This window comes from Streptomyces sp. NEAU-W12 (assembly GCF_026242095.1).
Lineage (GTDB): Bacteria > Actinomycetota > Actinomycetes > Streptomycetales > Streptomycetaceae > Streptomyces.
This window is the reverse complement of record NZ_JAPJDM010000011.1, coordinates 203,282-226,236: the sequence shown is the minus strand read 5'-3', so window position 1 is coordinate 226,236 and position 22,955 is coordinate 203,282. Positions and strand designations below refer to the sequence as shown.

General features: G+C 71.5%; 20 protein-coding genes and 1 pseudogene. 16 read left to right on the top strand and 5 right to left on the bottom strand.

What is annotated here, in order from left to right; genetic code table 11:
- Positions 1–432 precede the first annotated feature (432 nt).
- Complete coding sequence (locus ORI94_RS16410) at positions 433–762, bottom strand: beta/gamma crystallin domain-containing protein (RefSeq protein WP_266075960.1); 330 nt, start codon at positions 760–762, stop codon at positions 433–435.
- 593 nt (positions 763–1,355) lie between these two features.
- Complete coding sequence (locus ORI94_RS16405; RefSeq protein WP_266075958.1) at positions 1,356–1,673, bottom strand: hypothetical protein; 318 nt, start codon at positions 1,671–1,673, stop codon at positions 1,356–1,358.
- Positions 1,674–2,359: 686 nt separating this feature from the next.
- Here ORI94_RS16405 and ORI94_RS16400 point away from each other — a divergent pair.
- The 3 genes and pseudogenes from ORI94_RS16400 to ORI94_RS16385 form a co-directional block, all read left to right on the top strand.
- Entirely contained in the window at positions 2,360–2,941 is a 582-nt protein-coding gene (locus tag ORI94_RS16400) for a sigma-70 family RNA polymerase sigma factor (protein WP_266075955.1), read from the top strand.
- Positions 2,942–3,284: 343 nt separating this feature from the next.
- Positions 3,285–3,596, top strand: a complete 312-nt coding sequence (locus ORI94_RS16395; protein WP_266075953.1) for a hypothetical protein — start codon at positions 3,285–3,287, stop codon at positions 3,594–3,596.
- A gap of 558 nt (positions 3,597–4,154) precedes the next feature.
- A pseudogene (locus ORI94_RS16385) lies at positions 4,155–4,484 on the top strand (ABC transporter permease subunit); the annotation flags it as partial.
- A 263-nt stretch (positions 4,485–4,747) separates the two neighbouring features.
- Here the strand turns inward: ORI94_RS16385 and ORI94_RS16380 are convergent.
- Entirely contained in the window at positions 4,748–5,833 is a 1,086-nt protein-coding gene (locus ORI94_RS16380; RefSeq protein ID WP_323056058.1) for a LacI family DNA-binding transcriptional regulator, read from the bottom strand.
- 167 nt (positions 5,834–6,000) lie between these two features.
- On the opposite strand from ORI94_RS16380, the gene ORI94_RS16375 reads away from it, so the two are divergent.
- The 4 genes from ORI94_RS16375 to ORI94_RS16360 all read left to right on the top strand — a co-directional run bounded on the left by ORI94_RS16375 (position 6,001) and on the right by ORI94_RS16360 (position 10,966).
- Complete coding sequence (locus ORI94_RS16375; protein WP_266075951.1) at positions 6,001–7,329, top strand: extracellular solute-binding protein; 1,329 nt, start codon at positions 6,001–6,003, stop codon at positions 7,327–7,329.
- Positions 7,326–8,321: a carbohydrate ABC transporter permease gene (locus ORI94_RS16370; protein ID WP_266075949.1), complete on the top strand. Its 996-nt coding sequence runs from the start codon at positions 7,326–7,328 to the stop codon at positions 8,319–8,321. The genes ORI94_RS16375 and ORI94_RS16370 overlap by 4 nt, the downstream gene beginning before the upstream one ends.
- Complete coding sequence (locus ORI94_RS16365; RefSeq protein ID WP_266075947.1) at positions 8,318–9,166, top strand: carbohydrate ABC transporter permease; 849 nt, start codon at positions 8,318–8,320, stop codon at positions 9,164–9,166. The genes ORI94_RS16370 and ORI94_RS16365 overlap by 4 nt, the downstream gene beginning before the upstream one ends.
- Positions 9,167–9,274: 108 nt before the next feature.
- Entirely contained in the window at positions 9,275–10,966 is a 1,692-nt protein-coding gene (locus ORI94_RS16360; protein ID WP_266075945.1) for an alpha-amylase family glycosyl hydrolase, read from the top strand.
- A gap of 121 nt (positions 10,967–11,087) precedes the next feature.
- On the opposite strand, the gene ORI94_RS16355 is transcribed toward ORI94_RS16360, so the two are convergent.
- A complete protein-coding gene (locus ORI94_RS16355; RefSeq protein WP_266075943.1) occupies positions 11,088–11,963 on the bottom strand; it encodes a carbon-nitrogen hydrolase family protein in 876 nt (291 codons plus the stop codon).
- Positions 11,964–12,186: 223 nt separating this feature from the next.
- Between ORI94_RS16355 and ORI94_RS16350 the strand changes: the two genes are divergently transcribed.
- On the top strand, positions 12,187–13,098 hold the full coding sequence (locus ORI94_RS16350) for a LysR family transcriptional regulator (RefSeq protein ID WP_266075941.1): 912 nt from the start codon (positions 12,187–12,189) through the stop codon (positions 13,096–13,098).
- Positions 13,099–13,216: 118 nt separating this feature from the next.
- Complete coding sequence (gene hisD / locus ORI94_RS16345; protein WP_266075939.1) at positions 13,217–14,578, top strand: histidinol dehydrogenase; 1,362 nt, start codon at positions 13,217–13,219, stop codon at positions 14,576–14,578.
- A gap of 234 nt (positions 14,579–14,812) precedes the next feature.
- Here the strand turns inward: hisD (ORI94_RS16345) and ORI94_RS16340 are convergent, their stop codons facing one another.
- Positions 14,813–15,811, bottom strand: a complete 999-nt coding sequence (locus ORI94_RS16340) for a LacI family DNA-binding transcriptional regulator (RefSeq protein WP_266075937.1) — start codon at positions 15,809–15,811, stop codon at positions 14,813–14,815.
- A 211-nt stretch (positions 15,812–16,022) separates the two neighbouring features.
- Between ORI94_RS16340 and ORI94_RS16335 the strand changes: the two genes are divergently transcribed.
- From ORI94_RS16335 to ORI94_RS35330, 7 genes are all read left to right on the top strand, one after another.
- On the top strand, positions 16,023–17,162 hold the full coding sequence (locus ORI94_RS16335; RefSeq protein WP_266075935.1) for a cupin domain-containing protein: 1,140 nt from the start codon (positions 16,023–16,025) through the stop codon (positions 17,160–17,162).
- 5 nt (positions 17,163–17,167) lie between these two features.
- On the top strand, positions 17,168–17,914 hold the full coding sequence (locus tag ORI94_RS16330; protein WP_266075933.1) for an alpha/beta fold hydrolase: 747 nt from the start codon (positions 17,168–17,170) through the stop codon (positions 17,912–17,914).
- A gap of 53 nt (positions 17,915–17,967) precedes the next feature.
- Positions 17,968–19,278: a histidinol dehydrogenase gene (gene hisD, locus ORI94_RS16325; protein ID WP_266075930.1), complete on the top strand. Its 1,311-nt coding sequence runs from the start codon at positions 17,968–17,970 to the stop codon at positions 19,276–19,278.
- Positions 19,275–20,048 (top strand): SDR family NAD(P)-dependent oxidoreductase, encoded by a 774-nt coding sequence (locus tag ORI94_RS16320; protein ID WP_266075928.1) that lies wholly within the window; start codon positions 19,275–19,277, stop codon positions 20,046–20,048. Before hisD (ORI94_RS16325) ends, ORI94_RS16320 begins: the two co-directional genes overlap by 4 nt.
- On the top strand, positions 20,045–20,830 hold the full coding sequence (locus tag ORI94_RS16315; protein WP_266075925.1) for an HpcH/HpaI aldolase family protein: 786 nt from the start codon (positions 20,045–20,047) through the stop codon (positions 20,828–20,830). Before ORI94_RS16320 ends, ORI94_RS16315 begins: the two co-directional genes overlap by 4 nt.
- Positions 20,831–21,102: 272 nt before the next feature.
- The gene (locus ORI94_RS16310; protein WP_266075923.1) at positions 21,103–22,026 is read left to right on the top strand and encodes a hypothetical protein; all 924 of its coding nucleotides are present in this window, start codon (positions 21,103–21,105) and stop codon (positions 22,024–22,026) included.
- Positions 21,923–22,861, top strand: a complete 939-nt coding sequence (locus ORI94_RS35330) for an ester cyclase (RefSeq protein ID WP_323056064.1) — start codon at positions 21,923–21,925, stop codon at positions 22,859–22,861. Before ORI94_RS16310 ends, ORI94_RS35330 begins: the two co-directional genes overlap by 104 nt.
- Positions 22,862–22,955: the final 94 nt, after the last annotated feature.

Sequence of the window (22,955 nt, the reverse complement as noted above, 5' to 3'; positions counted from 1 at the left end):
CGGGAGCGCCGGGCAGTACGGGTGAAGAAAGCACCTCTCCGGAAGGAGGCGGGGCGTCCGTCGCGGAACCCACGCGCCGTGCTCTCCGGATGGGCGTCCGCTTTCCATGAACGCCCGGGACAACGCAGTGGTTCACCCCGCGGCCCTGCGTCTCGTGCGGCGGGCTACCGCCGGGCTTTCGGGCAGAGCGGGTCGGCCGTCTCGCTTCGTCCAGGACCCGTGGTCGGTGCGCCGGGGCCTCCTGTCCCCGGGTACCGAATGAGGTCACGGTCGAGGAACCGTGACCTCGCAGGGCGGGCTGCCGCCGAGCGCGCGGATGACGGCGTCACCCGCTCCCGCCCGCGGCGCCTGCGCCGCGGGCGGGAGCGGGGATCCGCCCACGCACCGGGGCTCGGCGGCCCCGGCGCACGACGTCGTCCCGGACCCGACGGGTCAGCGGATCTGCAGGATGTACAGCGTCGCGTTGAGCCCCTCGACGTCCACGATGCTCGACCACTTGGACATGGTCTTCACCTTGTCGCCCAGCATCACCTCGACGTTGTTGTTGCCGGAGGTGATCCTCGAGACGTTGGGAAGCTGGGGGGCCATGACGCCCGCGTTGGCGAAGCACGCGGTCTGGCCGCCGTTGTACCAGACCTTGACGAAGTCCGTCCGGTCGCCGCAGCCGGTCTGATTGATCGCGGCAGCCGGGAAGGCGGGCACAAGAGCCGTCATGGCTCCCGCCGCCACGACGAGCGCGATACGCGAGATGGAACGCTTCATTGGTGGAACTTTCCTTCCGTGGTGGTGCGGTACTGCGGAGCAGCACGGTTGACGACCGGCGTCCCCTCGCTCTTCGCACGGAGGACAGCCGGATGATGCATGAGGTGAGCGGATGGGTGACCCGGTCCATGGCCGACCGTCGCGCGCCGAGGCACGGAGGCGGCGGGACGAAGAGTGGCCCTCTCGCCCGTCGACCGGACGCATGTGCATCCGGTCGGTTCAACGTGGCGCAACGGTCTCCGGTTCACCGTGCAACCAACTTTTTCCCCGCCGCGGGCGCCGCCCGCCTTCCCCCCGGGGGCACTTGGTACGCGGGAGGTGGACGATGGTGTCCTCACCCCTCCGGTCAGCGGCGTCGGTGACACCGCCGAGCGGGATGCCAGGGGAACGGTGGCGGCCGTGGCACATGAGCTCGGCGGCAAGGGCGGCTGGGTACGGCCGTCGGGACAGCGGTTTCCGGCTGCGGTGACCGATGCAGTCGTCCGGTCCGCGGGCCTCGGCGAGGTCCCGGTTCTGCCTCTGCCCCGGCGGCCTGCTGCTGATCCGGCGCTGGGACGGCCTTGTGGTACTCCGCCTCGCCCTTCTCCGGATCCTCAACCCTGTGCGATGGCGTTGTCGTCCTCGGCCTTGGCGTCGACCCGTGCCCGCTCGGCCTCCTGCTCGGCCTGCTCGCAGCCGTCCCGGGCGTCGGCCCCGGCCTGCTCGTAGTCCGCCTTGGCGTCCTGCGCCTGCTGGACGATGTCGTGCCCGGCGGCATCGCGGGCGAGCTGCACCCGAAGGGTCTCGCGCTGGTGATCGGCCTGGAGGCCGGTGTCGCTCGGGGCAGTCAGGTCAAAACCGTCGACGAGGGCACGGGCCGCCGCGAGGTCCCCGTCGTTCGCCGCCCGCAGCTGCTCCTGGTACTTCTCCACCTCGGCCCGGTCCAGCTCGCTCTGCTTGCGCGCCTCTTCCGCGTACTTCTCGGCGTGCGCCGCAAATGCCTTTTCCTTGCTCGTCCGAGCACCCGCCGAACGTGCCGGCGCATTTCCCCCGGCAAAGAGACCCCGACGTGACGGCCAGTCATGAACCGAACGCCCACTGTCAGGAACAAATTTTTTCCGCACAGTCGGTGCACAGCCATTCCCAAGGCGCACCCCACCGGCTTTTCGGACATGCGGAAAACCCGTGCCGCCGCCGGGTGGGCGGCGGCACGGGGTGTGCGCCCGGCCGTCAGGGGGTTTCGGGCCGGCCGCGACAAGGCGCCCCGTGTACGAAGCGGAGCACTCACTGCCAAGAACGGCGCCGGGCGGCGACCGGTTCACAGCTCACGGAAGTTCTCCGGAGCGGGTCCGCGGTGAACCGTTCACACCTCCGACGCGTTACCGCCCACGACCGGCCGGTCCCTTCCGGATCCGCCCCGGAGGCGGCTCGAAACACCGGACGCGACGACACCACGAGCACCACGACGATGCGGCAAAGACGGCGACAAGAAGCGCCGGCCCCGCGCGACAAGAAGACGACAAGGTTTGGCCAAGGCAATCCGAAGAGTGTTGGCCCAACTCTCCCGCCCGTGTGGGAGACACGCCACGGAACACTTGAACAGGATCGAGCGCCACCTATGAACGGAACCTTGGACGCGAGGACCGCCACCCCCGCTCCAGCCCGGGTGCATGCCCGGCGCGTCGCGTCAGACGCCGACTGCGACGCCTTCATCGAAGACATCTACGAGCAGTACGGGCTCTTGCTCGTCCGGTACGCCGCACGGCTGCTGGACAGCGACTGGCACAAGGCGGAGGACATCCTCCAGGAGGCAATGGCCCGCGCATGGAAACACGCCCGGTTCCTGGGCCCCCGCGGCGAACACATCCGACCATGGCTGTTCACCGTGGTCAGGAACCTGGTCATCGACCACCACCGGGCCCCCCAGATCCGGCCTTTGGAGCTGGTGCCGGTCGAGGAACCGGACACCGCCTGGGACGGCACGGACTCCACCCTCACCTCCCACATAGTGCTCGAAGCGCTACGGGAACTGAACGAGCAGCAACGGACCGTCATCCAACTCATGTACTACCTGGAATGCAGCGTGGCCCAGGCCGCCGAACACCTCGGCATCCCACCCGGCACCGTCAAAAGCCGCGCCTTCTACGCCATGCGGGCCCTGCGCAAAGCACTGGAAGCACGAGGCGTACTCGGCGAATAGCCACAGCACGACCAGAACACAGACGGTGGGGGCCGACCCGAACCCCCGCCACCCACGCCACCAGCCGACTCGTGACGTTCGCCGGGTCGTGTGGGGCAGTTCCGCAGCCCTCACCGGGCGGGCCGTGTCGCCGCCCGGTGCCCACCCGGGTCCGGGCCGGGCTCCGTCGGCGGTCCCTGCCTTCCGGCGCCCGCCGCCCGTCGACTCGCAGGCTCGTCCCGCCCGCCTGCCGCGTTTCGCGTGCCCGGGGCTCCCCACCGCGTTGTCCTTCCCGGCCCGGGAGAGGTGTTCCTCTCCGGGGCGTGACGGGGTGAACCGCTTCAGAGATGGGTGCGTTCCAGTCATGACAGCCGGAACCGAGATCGAAGGAGACATCGTGAACTGCGAGCAGACCAGGGAAGAGCTGGCTGTCCAGGCCCTGACCGGGGACCGGCACGGCGGGCTGGACACCGAGCACTGCGCGCACCTCGGCCGCTGCGCGGAGTGCTCGGCCGAACGGCGGCGGCTCGCCGATGTGACCCGAGTGCTCTCGAACATCGGTCTACCCGCGCTTGAAGGGCTTCGGCCGGCCGACGCCCCGACCGCGCCACGGAGAACACCGGAACTCCCCGAGGCGGCCCTCGATACCCGGCACTGCACGTGCCCGCGGACGTGACGCACCCGGCACAGCACGGCCGGCCGGGGACCGAGGGCCACGGACTGCCGCTGGTAGTGCTTCGTTAGGTCTGCGTCCGGTTCGGTTATGGGGCAGGGGGCGGCTGCAGGTCTTGCAGGTGCCGGTCCAGCACTGCAGCAGGTCCTGGAAAAGGTCCAGGACCTGGTAGAGGGCCGGGCCGGCGGGTGGACTCTTGGGTCGAGCCGCCCGAGGGTGAGGAATGCATGGGCGGCGGTGACGAGAGGGACGTGATGGTGTCGGCCGCGCCGGGCGCGGCCCTCGAAGGGGTCCGGTCCCAGACCGTGTTTGAGCTCGCGGTAGTCGTGTTCGATGCGCCGGGGCACCTTCGCCCACCGCACCAGATCGGTGACGGGGGTGTCGGGCGGCAGGTTCGATATCCAGTGGTCCGTCGGTGCGTCCTGATCAGCAGGCCGTTCCACGAACACGGTGGAGGTCGGCAGCGCACCGTCCCACTGGTTGCGTCCGCCGCCTGCTGTTTGGGCGGCAGTCAGGGACTGCTTGCCCGCCGGGCGGAGCGCCAGGGCGGCGAACCGCCCGCGCGCCGGTCGGACGCTCGGCGCGACCGGACTGCGCGGGGCCTGGCACAGCGTGATGCCGGGGGCACTCCCCGGCCACCTCTCGGGACCGAAGCAGGGCCGGGCCTTCTCCTGGCGATCGCTGACGTCCGCCGAGAGCATCGCCTCCTCGCCCGATCTGGGCGCCGGCCCGGGCCAGTTACTGGAGAACGGACGGAACAACACCGGCATGTCGCAGATGTTCCCGGCCATCCTCCTGATCCTGCTGGTCGGAAGCGCCGTCGATCTGCTGATCCTCAGTCCGCTGGAGCGGCGGGTACTGCGCAGCCGGGGCCTGCTGGTCACCCGCTGAACGAACGGTCCGAACGACGCGGGACGCGCGCCCCGTCCCACCGCGCGCTCCTCGGACCGGCAGGTCGTCGGGCAGTACCCGGACCGCCCGGTGGCAGCACGGCGCGGAAGTCTCGGCGATCGAGAGCGAGCACGGCGTCGGTGGCGCGGTACCCGGCGCACACGGGCTGGGCGACCTCAGGTGGTCGTCGGTGACCGCGGGAACGACGATGCGGCCTCGACGCGACCAGTGACGAATGTCGTCCCACCGCGCCGAGCGCCGCTTCACGGGCAGATACTCTCAGCCCCGTCCCCGTCCCCGTCCCCGTCCCCGGGTCGCGGGCGCGGCGCCGGGCCCGTGCTGCCCCGCGGGACGAGTTCCACCGGCAGGACCACGTGGCGCCCCCGGTGTGCCTCGGGGTCCTGGATCACGCGGTGGGCCAGCTCCGCTGCCGCCTCGCCCAGTCGGCGGGCCGGCTGGGCCATCGTGGACAGGTCCCACGGCTCGGCCATCGCGTGGCCGTCGAAGCCGAGGATCGACATCCGCTGCGGGACCGGGACGTTGACGCCGCGCAGCACCGTGAGAAGCCTGAAGGCGATGTCGTCCGTCTCGGCGAAGATCGCCGTGGGGGGCTCCGCGAGACTGAGCAGCCGCCCCATCGCCGCATCCAGGCTCGGCCCCTGCCAGTGGGCGACCTGGCAGACGAGGTCCTCGTCCCGGTCGATGCCTGCCTCGGCCAGGGCCGTGCGGTACCCGTCGAGGCGGGCTCTGCTGCTCCAGCGGAAACCCGAGGCGTCCGCGGGCTCCAGGTAGGCGATGCGCCGGTGACCGAGGTTGAGCAGGTAACGGGTGCCGCGCTGGGCGGCCTCCACGTCGTCCACGTAGACGCCGGCCCTGCCCTGTTCGTGCTGACTGACGAAGACCAGGGGCATGCCCAGGTCGTCCAGGCGCGCTCGCTCCTCGGGAGAGAGCGCGAAGCTGACGACGAGCAGGGCGTCGGCGTTGCGGCGGGCCGGCAGGCGGTCGAAGAACTGGGCGCGTTGCTCGGCGGTGGTGACGCTGTAGACCAGCATGTCCAGGCCGACCGCGTTGAGCGCGGGAGCCATACCGGCGAGCGCCGCGCCCAGGAACCAGGAGTCGAGGTTGGGTACGAGCACGGCGACCCGGCCCGTGCGCCCCGTGACCAGGCTGGACGCGCTGCGCGAGATCGCGAACGACAACTCGCGCGCCGCCTCTTCCACGCGCGCCCGGGTGGCGGGGGACACCGTTGACAGACCGCGCAGGGTGCGCGAGACGGTCGAGGGAGACACTCCGGCCCGCTGGGCGACATCGGCCAGCGTGGCCCCCTTCTCAACGGCTTCACCCACCATGTGCGGGACGCTAACACAACGGTCGCCTCACCGGGCCAGACGGAATGACAGCGCTGCCACGAGAGCTCCTCCAGCAATGACATTGTTGTGACCGTTGACACACAATTCAGCCACTCCCTACGGTGACAGCGCTGTCATCAGACAGTTCGAGAGGGGAGGAGCACGCCATGTCCCTGCACCGCAGAACACTGCTGACGGGCGCCCTGAGCGCCGCCGCGGCGGGTCTGCTGGCCGGCTGCGGAGGAAAGGACCTCGACGACCTGCTCGCGCAGGCCGCGACCGTTCCCCGGAAGCCGGCCCGGCTGACCTGGTGGGTCTCCGAGATCCCCTCACGGCGGGGTGCCGTCGTCGCGGACCTGATCATCCGGGCCTTCGAGCGACGGCATCCTCGTATCCGCGTCTCGAAGATCAACGCGCTGTCCACTTCGGACGGCAACCGCAGCGCCATCGCCACCCAGCTCGCCGGCGGATCTCCCCAGCCCGACGTGTACCTGGGCGACACGACGTGGCCCGCGCAGTTCGGTCACTCCTCGCTCGCGCTGCCGGTGGAGACGCTCCTCCCGCGCGACTTCTGGGACGCCTACCCGGCGGCCCTGCGTAACGGCTCCGCGTATCAGGGCAAGGTCTACGCGGTGCCGTTCTTCACCGACAGCACCTACCTCTTCTACCGCAAGGATCTTCTCGCCAAGCACGGGCTGCGCGTTCCCCGCAGCTGGGAGGAGCTGCTGAACACCTCCCGCACGGTGCAGCGGGCCGGTGACACGGAGGCCGGGTTCCTGTGGCAGGCGGCGGTGACCGAGTCGCTGACGGCCAACGTCACCGAATTCCTCGCCGACGCGGGCGCCGCCGTCCTGGACGGGCGGGGCAGGGCCGTACTGGGCGGCGCGGAGGCGGAGCGGGCGTTCTCGCTGATGGCCGAGTTCACTGCCCGCGAGGTCACGCCCTCCACCGTGGTCACGTATCAGGAATCGGACTCGCAGGACGCCTTCGTCAACGGGCGCGGACTGTTCCTGCGCAACTGGTCGTACGCCTGGGTCAACGCGAGCACCCCCGAGGTCTCCCGCGTCGCCGGGAAGATCGGAGCAGCGCCGCGCCCGGGCTTCGAGGGCACCGGCCGCTCCGGCGTCTCCTGCGCCGGCGGCTGGAGCAATTTCGTCAACCCCAGCTCCCAGGAGCTGGGCGCCGCCGTGGAGTTCGCCCGGTTCTGCGCCGGGGGCGAGGTGCAGCGCCTGCTCGCCCGGGAAGCCGGTGTCATCCCCGCGATGACCTCCGTGCTCGACGGTCCGGAGGCGCGCGCCGCCGGCGACCCGACCGTCTTGCGCGCCGCCGACCTGCGACTCGTCGCCCGGCCCGTGCAGACGCCGTACTACCCGCAGGTCAGCAAGGCGCTGTACACCCCGGCGAACGCGGTCGTGCGCGGCAGCCTCTCCCCCGCGGACGGCGTCCGCGCCGCACGCGAGGGGCTGCGTACGGCCCTGGAAGGAAAAGCGCTGTGAGTTCCGTACCGCACACGAAGACGTCGGGGACGCCGTCGAAAGGCGAGGGCGGCGGTGCGCGCGCCGGGGCTTCGCGGAAGTCGCCGAGCACGCCCCCTGGCTCCGCCGCCCGCCGTCGCGCCCGTGCCGGGTGGCTGTTCGCCTCCCCCGCACTTCTGGTCGTCGCCGCGGTGACGGTGTTTCCCGTCGTCTTCTCGGTGGCGCTGTCGTTCTGCGAGGTCCGGCTCGAGTACGGTGGCCTGCGGTTCGGCTCGCCCACCCTCGCTCACTACGAGGCGCTCCTGACGCACCCCGAGTGGTACCGGGCCCTGGCGTTCACGCTGGGCTTCACCATCGTCTCGGTCTCCATCGAGCTGGTTCTCGGAACGCTCACGGCGCTCGTCCTGGAGCGGCTCGGCGCCGCCCGCGGCTGGATCCTCGCCCTGCTTCTGCTGCCCTGGGCGCTGATCAACGTGATTGCCGCACAGCTGTGGTCGTACCTGTTCAACGGGACCTATGGCGCGGTGAGCTGGCTGTGTGAGCAGTTGTTCGGCACCCAGCCCGATATTCTCGGGCAGCCGGTGCCCGCGATGGCGGCGATGGTCACCGTCGACGTGTGGAAGACGACGCCGTTTGTCGCCATCGTCGTTCTCGCCGGCCTGATGCTCATCCCGGGCGACGTCTACGAAGCCGCCGAGATCGACGGCGCCACAGCGTGGGCCACCTTCTGGAAGGTCACGCTGCCGCAACTGCGGCCCATCGTCGCCATCGCGGTCCTCTTCCGCATCCTCCAGGCATTCGGGATCTTCGACCTGCCGTTCGTGCTGACCCAGGGCGGCCCGGGCACGGCCACCCAGTCGGTGGCGATCCTCGGGTACCGGATCCTCTTCCAGAATCTCGACTTCGGAGGCGGCGCCGCCGTCGCGGTCACCACCGCTGCCATGGTCCTGGGCTGCTGCCTGTTGTTCCTGCGCGTCTTCCGCGCTCACGTCGACGAAGGAGGCCGGGCATGAGCCGCCGCGTCGCGCGCACGGGCGTGCGCCGTTACGTCAATGCCGTCAACCTCGGCGGGCTGCTGATCGCCGTGTGCGCCACGCTGCCCCTGTTCTGGATGGCGTCCGCTTCCCTGAAGGGGCCCGGCGAGATCAGCGCGACGCCGCCCTCCCTGCTGCCGAAGGATCCCACCCTCGGCAACTACGAGACCGCGTTCACCCGTAACGGGATCGGCCACTACTTCCTCAACAGCGTCGTCGTGGCCTGTCTGTCCACCGCGCTGATCCTGTCCCTGGCGTTCTTCGCCGGATACGCCCTCGCCCGGCTGCCGCTGCGCGGGCGCGGGGCCGTCATGACGGCGCTGCTGATGCTGTCGGTCTTCCCGCCGATCGCCCTGCTCGTACCGCTGTTCCTGATGGAGCGCCAGGCCGGGCTGCTCAACAGCTATCCGGGTCTGGTCATCCCGTACGTGGCGCTGAATCTGCCGTTCGCGATCTGGATCATGCGCAACTACCTCAGCGGCATTCCGGGCGAGCTGGAGGAGGCCGCCGTCGTCGACGGCGCCGGCCCCCTGCGTACCGCCCTGACGGTGATCCTGCCGCTGGCCCGGCCGGGGCTGTTCACGGCCGGTGTGTTCTCCTTCACCGCGACCTGGTCGGAGTTCCTGCTCGCGCTCACGTTCAACGGTTCCGACGACCGCCGCACCGTCTCCGTCGGCATCGCGCTGTTCACCAGCCAGTACCAGGTCCCGTACGGCGTGATCTTCGCCGGCGCGATGGTGGCCACCGTGCCGATCGCGGTCCTGGTGCTGATCTTCCGCCGGTCGGTCGTCTCCGGCATGACCACCGGTGCCGTGAAGGGCTGAGCGGCCCCGCACGAAGCCCTGTTCCCGGGTGACGGCCGGCTCCGGCCGTCACCTCCGCCTGTCCGTACACCCGCACCCACCCTGGGCACGCGCCCGAGAGGTTCACAGATGCCCCACCACGACTCCCCCGCCCTCTCCCCTCACGACGCGGACTGGTGGCGGCAGGCCGTCGTCTACCAGGTCTACCCTCGCAGTTTCGCCGACTCCGACGGCGACGGAATCGGTGACATCCCCGGCGTCACCTCCCGTCTGCCCCATCTCGCGGACCTCGGTGTGGACGCCGTCTGGCTGAGCCCGTTCTATCCCTCACAGCTCGCCGACGGCGGCTACGACGTCGCCGACCACCGCGACGTCGACCCCCGGCTCGGCACCCTCGACGACTTCGACGCGATGGTCGCCGCGGCCGACCGGCTCGGCCTGAAGATCATGGTTGACATCGTCCCCAACCACTCCTCCGACCAGCACGTCTGGTTCCAGGAGGCGCTCGCGGCCGCGCCCGGCTCAGCCGCCCGCGAGCGCTATGTCTTCCGCGACGGCCGGGGGGAGGACGGTGAACTGCCGCCCACCGACTGGCCCTCCAGCTTCGGCGGTCCCGCCTGGACCCGCGTGCCGGACGGACAGTGGTACCTGCACCTCTACGCCCCCCAGCAGCCCGACTTCAACTGGGACAACCCCGAGGTCCGCGAGGACTTCCACGACACCCTGCGGTTCTGGTCGGACCGGGGCGTCGCCGGTTTCCGCGTCGACGTCGCCCACGGCCTCGCCAAGGACCTGCGCGCGCCGCTGCGCGACCTCGGCGAACAGCTGAGTTACCAGCCCGACGCCCTGCCGGTCGACGGCAGCCATCCGCTGTGGGACCGCGACGCGGTGCACGAGATCTACCGCGGCTGGCGGCAGGTCTTCGACGCGTACGACCCGCCGCGTTTCGCCGTGGCCGAAGCCTGGGTGCGTGCCTCGCGGCGTACGGCCTACGCCTCCGCGACCGGACTGGGGCAGGCGTTCAACTTCGATTTCCTCGGCGCACGGCTCGAGGCCGCCGAGATGCACGCCACCATCGACAGCGCGCTCGCCGACGCCCGCCGCGCGGGGGCGACCAGCACCTGGGTGCTCTCCAACCACGACGTGGTGCGTCATGTCTCGCGCTACGCCCTGCCCGGCGACTCCACCAAGCACGACATCGAGGCGTGGCTGCTCACCGACGGCCGGGAACCGGTCCCGGACCGGCCGACGGGTGTGCGCAAGGCGCGCGCCGCGGCGCTGCTGATGCTGGCACTGCCCGGGGCCGCGTACATCTATCAGGGCGAGGAGTTGGGGCTCCCCGAGGTCGCCGACCTGGACCGCGCGGACCTGCGGGACCCCATGTGGGTCCGCAGCGGTGGACGCGTCAAGGGCCGCGACGGCTGCCGGGTACCGCTGCCGTGGACCGGCGAGGGCACGAGCTTCGGGTTCGGCCCCGGTGGATCGTGGCTGCCGCAGCCCGCCGACTGGGGCCAGTACGCGGCGGACGCGCAAAGCGGTGACAAGGAGTCCTTCCTGGAGCTGTACCGCGAGGCCCTGCGGCTGCGCCGCACGCTGGTCGCGGACGAGGGACTGGAGTGGGTCGGCTCGCGGGAGCGAACCCGTCAGGGGCTGCTGCACTTCGCCCGCGCAGGCGGCTGGCACACCGTCAGCAACCTCTCCGGTGAGCCCGTCCCGCTGCCGCGGGGCAAGGTCCTTCTCGCCTCGGGGCCACTGACCGGTGGCGGGCTCCCCCCGTGGACCACCGCCTGGCTGCGGACCGGTTCCGCGTTTGACCGTTGAGGCCACGGTGTCCGGCCCCTCGCGTCGTGAGGCAGGCCGGCGGCGCCGTTCGGCCGGACGCCGGAGGACGTACGGCCGGACGGCAGCGGTCGCCCGGGCGGCCGGCGCAACGTCCGCCGACTCACGGGCGGGCCCCGCGGCGCCAGCGCCCGGGGTCGATCCGGCCCGCGTACAAGGGGAGTTCGAGCGGCGGCTGGTCGTCCGCGAACGGGTCCCACACCCGGGTGAGGCCCGCGGTTCCCCGCGTGCGCACCCGGCGGGCCTCGGCGAGGTCGAGCACGTCCGTCAGGACCTCTTCCGGGCCGGGCCCGGCCTCGGCGCGCACGTGCCCCTCGGGGTCCACGACGACGCTGCGCCCGACCCCGTCCGGCTCCGCCGCGTTGAGGCTGGCCATGAACACCTGGTTCACGATCGCGTTGGCCTGCGCGAGCACGACTTCCTGGGCGCGGTCGACAGTGGGCGTGCGCACCAGGTTCAGTACGAGGTCGGCGCCCTGCCACGCCAGGTGGCGGGTGGTTTCGGGGAACCAGGCGTCGTAGCAGATCGTCAACCCCACGCGTCCGTGGTCTTCCATGTCGAAGACCACGAAGCTGCTGCCGGACGCCGTGGTCTCGTGGGGCCGCCACGGGAAGATCTTGCGGTACTCCGTGACCCGTTCGCCCGCGGGCGAGTAGACGGGGGCCGTGTTGTAGATCCGGCCGTCCGCGCCCTGTTCGTAGACGCTGCCGGGCACGAGCCAGATGCCCAGTTCGCGAGCGAGGACCGCCAGTCGGGCGCCGCGGGGTCCGTCCAGCGGCTGGGCCGCCGCGGTCATGACCGTCCCGGGATCCTCGCCGGGCTCATGGCCGCACAGGTGCAGTTCCGGATACGCGAGCAGCCGGATGCCGGGATGCGCCCCGGTGACGCGGCGTACGTCCGCGGCGAACGCGTCAGGGTCGTCGGCGGCGTGGTGGCGTGCGGCCGTCTGGACGAGGCCGATCGACAGGGGGGTCGTCATCGCGGGGGTGGCCTTCCGCACTCGGTGGCGTCCGGGGGTACGGCCGAGCCAATCATCGTGCCGTTCACGGGACAAGATCCCCTCCTCCAGCAGCAACCACAGGAAAACCCAGGGGGGCCGCTCCGATGCCCACCCGGCCCCCCTGCCCCGAACCACCGTGGTAGAACGAAAATCATCGCGTCCGCGAGACGGATGCACCGACTCGACAGGACACAGGCAACGTATGACCCTCAACCAGCTGAGGGCCTTCGTCGAGGCGGAGCGGCTCGGGTCGTTCACCGCGGCGGCGCGGGCCATGGACATCGCCCAGGCGTCGGCCTCCGAACTGGTGCGCCGTCTCGAGGCGGAGCTGGATGCCGAGTTGTTCGCGCGCGGCAGCCGCACCCTGACCCTGACCTCGGCCGGCCAGGAGCTGCTGCCGTACGCCCGGCAGGCGGTGGAGGCCGCCGAGAGCGGGACCCGGGCGGTGCGCTCCCTGGGCTCGCTGGGCGGAGGGACCGCCACGTTCGGTGTGCTCCGCAACGCGGACTACTACCTGCTGTCCAACCTCGTGCAGATGTTCCACGCCCGGTACCCCTCCGTCCGGGTCCGGCTCGTGGGGCAGAACTCGGCCGAGACCGCGGCGGCCGTGGCTGCGGGACGGATCGAGGCGGGCCTGGTCGTCCTGCCGATCGACGACGAAGGGCTGGTGGTGACCCCGCTGCTGCGTGACGAGGTGTTCTTCGTCAGCGCGAGCGAGGAACGAACCCGCACGCCGATGACGATCGAGGAGTTCGCCCGGGCACCCCTGGTCCTCTACGACGCCCATTACGGGTGGCAGGACCCCACCCGGCGGCAGCTTGCGGAGCGGGCTCAGTTCGCCGGGGTCGGCATCGATCCGCTGATCGAGCTGGAACATGTCGAGGCCGTGCTGGGCCTCGTGGCCGCCGGGGTGGGCGACACGATCGCCAGCCGGGCGGTGGTCACCGGCCCGGCGTTTCCCGCGGGGCTGCACACCACCCCGTTCGCCGAACCCCTCTACGACACGATCGCCCTGGTCGAACGGCGGGGGTACCCGCTGTCGCGGGCCACGCGGGAGCTCGCCAGGATCGCCGAGGACACCTTGCGCGAACTCCGTACCGACCTCAGCCCCTGATCGGTCTGGCGGCACATGCGCACGGTCGGGCCGCCGACCGAACGACAGGGAAACCCTGTGGTTCGGGCAGGAACGGCCCCTCTGGTCCTGTGGCAGTGCGGCGTCTAGCGTCCTCACCATGCAGATCACGCCCGACGAAGCACAGGCCCTTCCCCCGTTCCAGTGGCTCAAGAAGCCGTCCGTGGACGGTCCCCCCGCCCAGCGCGACCCCGCGGTGGTCGAGCGGGTCTCGCAGATGCTGCGGGAGATCGAGCGCAAGGGCATGGACGCGGTGCGCGCCTACGCTCAGGAGCTGGACGGCTGGTCCGGCGCCCTGGAGGTCGCGGCCGCCGAGCTGGAGAAGTCGGGGGACGCCCTGCCCCCGGACGTCCGCACCGCACTGGAGATGGGCTACGAGCGCACCCACCGGTTCGCCGCCGCGCAGCGCGAGCACCTGACGGACTTCGAGACCGAGGTCGCTCCCGGGGTCACCGCCGGCCAGCGCTACGTTCCCGTGTCCCGCGTCGGCGCGTACCTGCCCGCCGGACGGTTTCCCCTCCTCGCCAGTGCCTTCATGACGGTGAACGTGGCGAAGGCGGCCGGGGTCCCGACCGTGCTGGCGTGCACTCCCCCGTCGGGCGAGCACGGCGCGCATCCCGCCGTGCTGTACGGCGCCCACCTGTCGCGCGCCGATCGGGTGTTCGCGCTCGGCGGCGTCCAGGCGCTCGGAGCGATGGCCTTCGGTCTGCTCGGCGAGGCTCCGGTCGACATGCTGGTCGGCGCGGGCAACGCGTTCGTCACCGAGGCGAAGCGGCAGCTGTTCGGCCGAGTCGGCATCGACCTGCTGGCCGGTCCCTCCGAGGTCGCCGTCATCGCCGACGACAGTTCCGACCCGGTGTGGGTCGCGGCGGACCTGCTGGGCCAGGCCGAGCACGGCCCCAACTCCCCCGCGGCCCTGATCACCACGTCCGAGAGGCAGGGGCGCGCCGTGATCGCGGAGATGGAGCGCCAACTGCAGTCCCTGGCCACCCGGGACATCGCGGGCCCGGCGTGGCGCGACTTCGGTTCCGTCATCGTGGTGGCCGACCGGGCCGACGCCGTCGCCGTGGCCGACGTGATCGCTCCCGAGCACCTGGAGGTCCAGAGCGAGGACGACGACTACTACCTCGAGAACCTCTCCAGCTACGGCTCGCTGTTCATCGGGCCGTGGTCGACGGTCGCCTACTCCGACAAGGGCATCGCCGGCACCAACCACGTGCTGCCCACGGGCAGGACCGCCCGCTACAACGCGGGGCTCTCCGTCTCCCGGTTCCTGAAGCCGCTGACGTACCAGCGCGCGTCGAAGGAGGGGACCGCGTTCCTGGCACCCGCCGTCGAGCGCGTCTCGGCATTCGAGGGGCTGGCGGCCCACGGCGCCACCGCGACACTCCGCATCGACCGGATCGGACGGACGTCCGGCGCGTTCGACGACATCCCGGCCGCCCTGCGCGACCAGCTCTGATCCCTCGCGTCGCGGGCGGCGGCACGTGTCCGCCGGTGCGCCTGACACACCACTTCCCCTGTCGGCTCGTTCCGGGTGCCCCGGCCCGCCGACGGTCCGCGCCGCCCGCGCCTCCGGACGGCGCAAACCGTCCGACGCCCTGATCACGCAGCGGCGGCAGGCAGACCGCGGCGACGGGGCCGCCCCGGGACACGTAGCGGACGCCGGAGCCGACGGCGCCCAGGCCGTGACGGGTCAGCGGGCGTGGGCGTGGGTGGCGCGGGGGACGAACTCGGTCGGCAGGACCAGGCGCTCTCCGGCCGGATCGACGTCCTTGGCGATCCGCCGGACCAGCAGGCGCGCCGCCTGGCGCGACAGCTCCCGCAGGTCGTGCCGGACGGTGGTGAGCCGGAAGACCTCCCAGGCGGCCATCGGAAGGTCGTCGAAGCCGATGACGGTGAGGTCGTCAGGGACCTTGACACCGGCCGCGAGGGCCGCGTTCAGGACACCGATGGCGACGACGTCGTTGCCGCAGAACACCGCCGTGGGTGCCTCGTCCGTCTCGAGCAGGGCGGGCAGCGCCCGGTAGCCGGTGTCGTACTCGAACGCTCCGCGCACCACCCGGTCCTCCGGCAGCCCCACGCCCGCTTCGGCGAGAGCCAGCCGGAAGCCCATTTCGCGCTCGCGCCCCGTGGTGGTGTTGGCCGCGCCGAAGACGCCGGCGATGCGCCGGTGCCCGAGGGCCACGAGTTCCCGGGCGACGAGCCGCCCGCCGCCCTCGTTGTCGACGACGGAGGCGAAGTCGCCGGCCCGGCCGGTGTCGCGGTTGAGGAAGACGTAGGGCGTGCCGCGGCGCTCGAGCCGGGCGGGCAGGCGGGAGTCGGTGGTGGCGGTCGCGAGGACGACGCCGTCCATCGACTGATCCAGCAGCCTCTCCTCGGCGACCGCCTCGTCGGACCGCTCCGTGATCAGCATCATGCGGTAGCCGAGACTGCTCAGTTCGTCGTGGAGCGGGGCGATGACATGCGGGTAGAACGGGTTCGTCAGGTCGGTGACGATGACGCCGACCCGCCGTGTGGCACGCGTCGAGAGGGTGCGTCCGGCCTCGCTCGGCACGTAGTTCAGCGCCCGGGCGGCGCGCTTGACCTTCTCGCGGGTGGCCTGGGACACGCGGGGGTCGTCGCGCAGCGCGCGGGAGACCGTGGGCTGCGAGACACCGGCCAGTCTGGCCACGTCGTGACTGGTGATCCCCATCGGCTCTCTCCTCGTCCCCGGCGGCGCCACCCGATGGCGCACCCCAGCCAGTATACGTATGCCGACATACGGGTCGCCGGGTCGCCCGCATGCCGTCTGCTCCGTCTTATGACATCCGATTCGCCCACCACGACCTCGGTCATTCCTCTTGACATCCCCCCATCCGGAGCCTGTCATGGAGTACATACGTATTCACAGGCGAGGAGCGGACATGCCCGATGCCGTCGTAACCCCCAGCGAGCTGGCCCGCCGTACGGTGCGCCGCAGCGACTTCGTCTCCTGCAACCAGGCCTTCATCGACTGCCGCACGCCCGGTTCGGATCGCAAGGAGAACTACGCGATGATCGGGCCGGGCGTCTCGCAGGCCGCCGAACAGCACGTCAACCTCCGTCTGCCGCACGGCTACAACATCGGCGCCGCCGCCATGCCGCACGGCATCACCAACAACCTGCACCTCCACTACACGGCCGAGGTGTTCATCTGCACCGAGGGCGAGTACCTGCTGCGCTGGGGTGTCGACGGCACCGAGGGCGAACTCACGCTCAGAGCCGGTGACACCGCCTCCGTCCCGACCTGGATCTTCCGCGGATTCACCAACACGGGCCCGGACGACGGCTGGCTGTTCACCGTGCTGGGCATGGACGACACCGGCGGCATCGTCTGGGGCCCGTCGGTCCTGCGGGAGGCGCAAGAGCACGGCCTGTACCTCACCGCCGCCAACGAGCTCATCGACACCGTCTCCGGCGACGCCCTGCCGCCGGAGACCGAACTCGTCGGCCCCCTGGCCCAGGAGCACATCGACCGTCTGCGGCGCTACACCCCCGAGGAGATGAGGCGCCGCATCGCCGCCGCGGACGAGCTGGTGTTCTCCGAGCACCCCTTCCTCGACAGCACCCTGCCCGGCGGCGGCGCCCGTCTGAGCTGCGTCATCGGTTACGGCATGACCGAGGACCCGCACCAGGAGCCCCGCGTCTTCAATCCGCACGGGCACAACGTCGCCTGGCTCCGCGCCGACCCCGGGCAGGGCATCTCACCGCACCGCCAGCACGAGACCCAGACCCTGATCGTGAAGGACGGCCTGTGGGAGATCACCCTCAACCGCACCGACCCCGTGTCGGTGCGTCTCGGTCCCCGTGACATGCTCTCCGTCCCGCAGGACGCCTGGCGCACCGTACGCAACGTCGGCGACGAGCGGGGAGACCTCCTCGTGGTCAACTCCGGTGACGGACGGGTCCGTCTGGAGTGGGACGACGAGGTCCTCAAGAGCGCGGCGGAGGCGGGCCTGGGCATCGACCACAACGGGTACGTCGCCCCGTACGCGTTGCTGCCCCGCTCCGCACGCTCCTGGTGACCGGCGTGCCGAACGAGGACATGGCCGGTCCGCTGCCGCTCGTCGTCGTGCCCGGGATGCTCTGCGACGCGAGCCTGTGGCGTGACGTCGGCTTTCCCGAAGGCCACGACGTCCACCACGTTCCGCTGCGGCGAGCGGACATCGGCGCGCTCGCCGAGGACGTGCTCGCCACGGTTTTGGGCCCGCTCGTGTTCGTCGGGCTCAGCCTGGGGGCCATCGTCGGCTTCGAGGTGCTGCGCCGCGCGCCCCAGCGTGTCGCGGGCCTGTGCGTGATGGCGACCAACGCGGGTGCGCCGCGCCCCGAGCAGTACGCGGCCTGGCGGGAGATGGACGAGCTGATCGCGGCGGGCCGGTTCACGGACGTCGTCGAGCGCACGCTGCCCGACATGTTCCCCGGCCGGAGCCCGACGCCCGAGGTCGCACGGCGTTACCGCGCCATGGCACACGCCGTGGGCGCCACCGCCGCCCGCGCCCAGCTTGCCGCGCAGGCGACCCGCACGGACGCGGCCGACGTACTGCGGACAGCCCGCTGCCCCACCGTCGTCCTGGCCGGAGCGCGCGACACACTGTGCCCGCCCGCCTTCCACCGGGCGATCGCTGACTCGGTCCCCGGAGCCCTCCTGACGCTGCTGCCCGACGCGGGACACCTGCTGCCGTGGCAACGGCCCGAGGCGGTGACGGCCGCGCTGCGCGAACTGGTCACAGCCGCCGCCCGCACGGCACCCGCGAGCGCCGCGGACGCCACCCCCTGAACGCCTCCCGCACGTGCCCCCTGCCCCTTCACCCGCAGTGGAAGAGAGCCGTCATGCCCCGACACCTCAAGTCCCCCGTGCCCGCCGCGCACGTGACCGCGGCCCGGGCCGATGTCGCCGAGCGCGTCCACGTCATTCTCGACGACATCCGCCGACGCGGCGACGAGGCGGTCCGCCAGTACTCCGAGAAGTTCGACAACTGGAGCCCCGGATCGTTCCGCCTGACTCCCGACGAGATCCAGCGGATCGTCTCCCAGGTGCCCGGGACGGTCCTGGACGACATCCGCTTCGTGCAGCAGCAGGTCCGCACCTTCGCCCAGGCCCAGCGTGACGCGCTGGGTGACGTCGAGATCGAGACGCTGCCCGGCGTCCACCTCGGCCACCGGCACATTCCCGTGTCCGGCGTCGGCGCGTACGTGCCCGGCGGCCGCTACCCGCTGACCGCGTCCGCCCACATGACGATCGTGACCGCCAAGGTGGCGGGCGTCCCCCGCGTCGCCGCCTGCACCCCGCCCATCCGGGGCGAGATCCCCACCGCGACGGTCGCGGCGATGCACCTCGCGGGCGCCGACGAGATCTACCTGCTGGGCGGCGTCCAGGCCGTCGCGGCACTGGCCGTGGGGACCGAGACCATCGGGCGCGTCCCCATGCTCGCGGGCCCGGGCAACGCGTACGTGGCTGAGGCCAAGCGGCAGTTGTTCGGCGAGGTCGGCATCGACCTGTTCGCCGGGCCGACCGAGATCCTGGTGATCGCCGACGAGCACGCGGACCCGTTCGTGGTGGCCGTCGACCTGCTGTCGCAGGCGGAGCACGGACCGGACTCCCCCGCCGTACTGGTCACCACGTCCGAAGAGCTGGGCCGCGAGGTCGAGCGGCACGTCGAGCGCCTGCTGCCAGGCATGCCCACCCGGGACTTCGCCGCACCGGCCTGGCGCGACCACGGCGAGATCGTGGTGACCGACACCCTCGACGAGGCCTTCGTGCTCGCCGACTCCTACGCCAGCGAGCACGTGGAGGTGCTGACCGAGAACCCGCGCCAGGCGCTCGCGAAGATGCGGGACTACGGTGCGCTCTTCCTCGGCGAAGGCACCTGCGTCTCCTACGGCGACAAGGTCATCGGCACCAACCACGTCCTGCCCACCCGTGGCGCCGCCCGCCACACCGGTGGACTGTGGGTCGGCAAGTACCTCAAGACGGTGACGTACCAGGAGGTCACCGACACCGCGTCCTCCGCGCTGCTCGGCGGGGTGTGCGGCAGGGCCGCGCGTGTCGAGCTCTTCGAGGGCCACGCCCGCTCCGGTGACGTCCGCGCCGCCAAGTACGGCAAGGGCACCTTGCCGTGGAACGAGGAGGGCGTGGCATGAGCGGCCGCACCGCACCGCTGGCCGGCCGCACCGCGCTCGTCACCGGGGGAGGCAGTGGGCTCGGCCGGGCCATCACACGCTCCCTGCTCGCCGACGGGGCCCGGATCGTGATCACGGGCCGCGACGGGACCACGCTGAAACAGACCGCGTCGCGGCTCGGCCCACAGGTATCGCACCGCGTCTGCGACGTCTCTCGTCCCGACGACGTGGACGGGCTCGCCCGGAGCCTGGCCGGTGAGGAGATATCGATCCTGGTCAACAACGCCGGGATCGCCGGCCCGGTGGCCCCGTTGACCGAGATCACCCCACGGGACTGGGACGAGGTCTTCGACGTGAACGTGCGCGGGGTGTTCCTGATGTGCCGGGCCTTCCTGCCCGCCATGACCGGGCGCGGCGCGGGCGACATCGTCAACATCGCCTCGGTGTCGGGCAAGCGCCCGCTGCTGCGACGCACCCCGTACTGCGCGTCGAAAATGGCGGTCATCGGCCTCACGGCCACCCTGGCCGGCGAGGCCGGACCACTGGGTGTCACGGTCAACTCCCTGTCCCCCGGACCCGTTGCGGGGCCACGCATGGAGCGCAACTTCCGTCTGGAGGCAGAGCGCACCGGCAGCACCTACGCACAGGCCGAGCAGACGTTCGTCGCACGCTCCGCCCTGGGACGGATGGTCACCGAGGACGAGGTGGGCGAGGCCGTCAGCGCGATGCTGCGCATGCGTGGACTGTGCGGGGCCGACATCGACCTCTCCGCGGGGATGGTGGCACGGTGACGGGGCGGAGCACACCGCACCGCAGCCTCAAACAGCGTCTGGCGGACGGCGAGCAGCTGCGGGGTGCCCTGCTGCGGCTCCCCTCGGAGACGCTGGTGGAGATGGCGGGGGTCGCGGGACTGGACTATGTCGTCATCGACTGCGAGCACGGGCCGGCCGACACGGTGCTGCTCCAGCACCACCTCACGGCCGCGGCGGCGCACGGGATCGACGTTCTGGTGCGCGTGGGTTCGGCCGAGCCGGCGCTCGCGCTGCGCTGCCTCGATCTGGGCGCCGCCGGGCTGATCCACCCGCACGTTGACAGCCGCGAGGACGCCCGGCGGGCGGTGGCCGCCAGCCACTACCCGCCGTGGGGGGAACGGGGTTTCGCCACCTACAGCAGAGCGGGCCTGTTCGGCACGGTCACGGCGACCGACCATGTGGCCGCCTCCCGTGGAACCCTGGTCGTGACGATGATCGAGACGCGGCGCGCCTGCGACGACGCCGACGCCATCGCCGGTACCGACGGAGTGGACGCGGTCCTGGTGGGGCCCTCCGACCTGGCCGCGGACTGCGGTTTCCCGGAGCCCGGCGTCCTCGACGGGCTGATCGCCCGGGCACACGACGCGGCGCGGGCCAACAAACGCGCGGTGATGACGATCGTGCCGAGCCTCGACGCCGCCAGGGCCGCCGAGCGCCAGGGAGCTCAGCTGATCGTCTACAACATGGCCCACGTGCTCGTGTACACCCTGCGCTCCCTGGCCGCGCCCGGGAGGGCGAGCGTGACCGAAGACCCCGTCTGACCGGCCGGGGCGGGCCGCCTCCCCCTGCGCCCCGCCCGATGGCGGGGGCGCCGAGCCCTCCTGCGCGACGCGGCAGCCGAGTGCTCGGCTGCCGCCTTCCGCGGCTGTCACATCTTCCCGCGCAGTCCCTTGCCACCCCCGCAAACAGACCCTTAGCACGCACGATCAATTCATACGTATGCACTCTCGCTCCCATCCCGCGCGACCGGAGGAGCCATGTCCACCGCAGTACCCCCGGCCCTCCCCGGGCCGACCCGCACCAGCGGAAGGCGATGCGCCGAGCCGTCGGCGCCGGCAGCATCGGCGATCTCGCCGAGCAGTTCGACTACGGCCTGTACGGCTGCATGGCACCGATCACGGCCCCGGCGTTCCTCCCCGAGCGCGACAAGGCCGTGGCGGTGCTGGGCACGTACGCGATCACCGCCGTCGCCTGCCTGTCCCGCCCGCCCGGCGGCACCCTCGTGGGCCGCCGGGGCGGCCGGGTCGGCCGCAGGAGGACACTGCCGTGGACCCATCGTGGGCACGGGCGCAGGCCGATGCCGGACACCGGCTCCATCGCGTGCATCGTACTGGTCCCGGTCGCCTTCCGGGCCGACGAGCACGCCGCCTTCGGGGCGGCCGCGGCCAGCCGGCTCATCCACATCGTGCCGGAGTTCTCCCTCGCGGGCATCGTCACCGTCCGTGCGGCCGAACTCCTCTCCACCCGCGCCCGGTTCAGCGCCATCGCCCTCGCGTACAACAGCTCGTTCTCCATCCTCATGGGCCTCGCGCCGTTCGCCGCGACACTGCTGGTCGACACTTTCGACACCATCCACACCGTCCGGGCCTACCTGGCGGTGGACGCCCTCCCGGCCCTGGTCGTCGTGAGCGCCTTCATGACGGAGACGTACCGGAGCCACCTGGGCGCGGACGAGTTCGCCCGCCGACGCGGCGGGAAACCCGATCCCGGCGACCCGCCAGACGGCCTTCCCCGCTACCCTCCCGGCCATCCAGTTACATACGTATTCACCACACTACCGGAACGGAAGTACCATGCCTCTCGACCCCGTCGCCTACCTCCCCTACAAGGACCCGGACGACTTCATCCGCGAGGTGACCGACCGCATCTGGGTCGACCGCGACATCGCCTACATCGTCGACAACTACGAGCACGACTCGATCGTGCACACCAGCCTCGGCACCGTCGTCGGCCGTGACGGTGTCATCGAAGGCAGCACCATCCGCATGGGCAGCACGCCGGGCCACATCGGCCAGGCGGAGGACGTGGTGTGGGAGGCGCGCGGCGAGGACGCCTTCCTCAGCTCCCACCTGGTCTTCTCCGCCGACGAGCACCTCGTGGACGGTCGCCTCGTCCGCATCCGCAAGCGCACCGTGGCCAACTGTCTGTACCGACGCGGCCGGATGGTCGAGGAGTGGGTGGTGCGCGATGATCTGGCCGACTGCCTGCAGAGCGGCCTGGACCCGGCCGAGGCGGCCCGCGAGCTGACCTTCCAGGGGTACAGCGGCTCCATGCTCGAGGAGCCGCCGAACGACGTGCTGCTGGCCGGGGCCAGCGGTACACGTCCGGACGAGTTCCGCCCCGAGTGCGAGATGGTGCTCGAGTTCATCGAGGAGGTGTGGACGCAGCGCCAACTGAACAAGGTCAAGGACTTCATGGATCGCGACCTGTTCCTGCACACGATCGGCGACCACACCGTCATCCGCCCCGAGCGCTACCAGAGTGACCTCCTCACCATGGTCGGACCCTTCCCCGACGCACGGTTCGCCGTCCGCGACATCCAGGCGAACCACTCCCCGCGGTACGCGGGCCTGCGCGTGGCCGTCCTGTGGACCATGCACGGCACCTACCGCGGCATCCCGGCCTTCGGCCCCCTCACCGGGCGGCCGGTCACGGTGCTCGGCGTCTCGCAGTTCCTGATCCAGGAGGGCCGCATCGTGAAGGAGGTCCGCGTCTACGACGAGATCTCGCTGCACGCGCAGATCAACGCGGGGCGCGGGGACGGCCCCGAGGTCGCGGCCAACATCTACTGAGCTTCCCGACGCCCGGCACCCGGTCGTGGGGGGGGGGGGGGGGGGGGCGGGGGGGGCGGGGGGGGCCCGCGCCGGGGGGGGGGGGGGCGCCGCC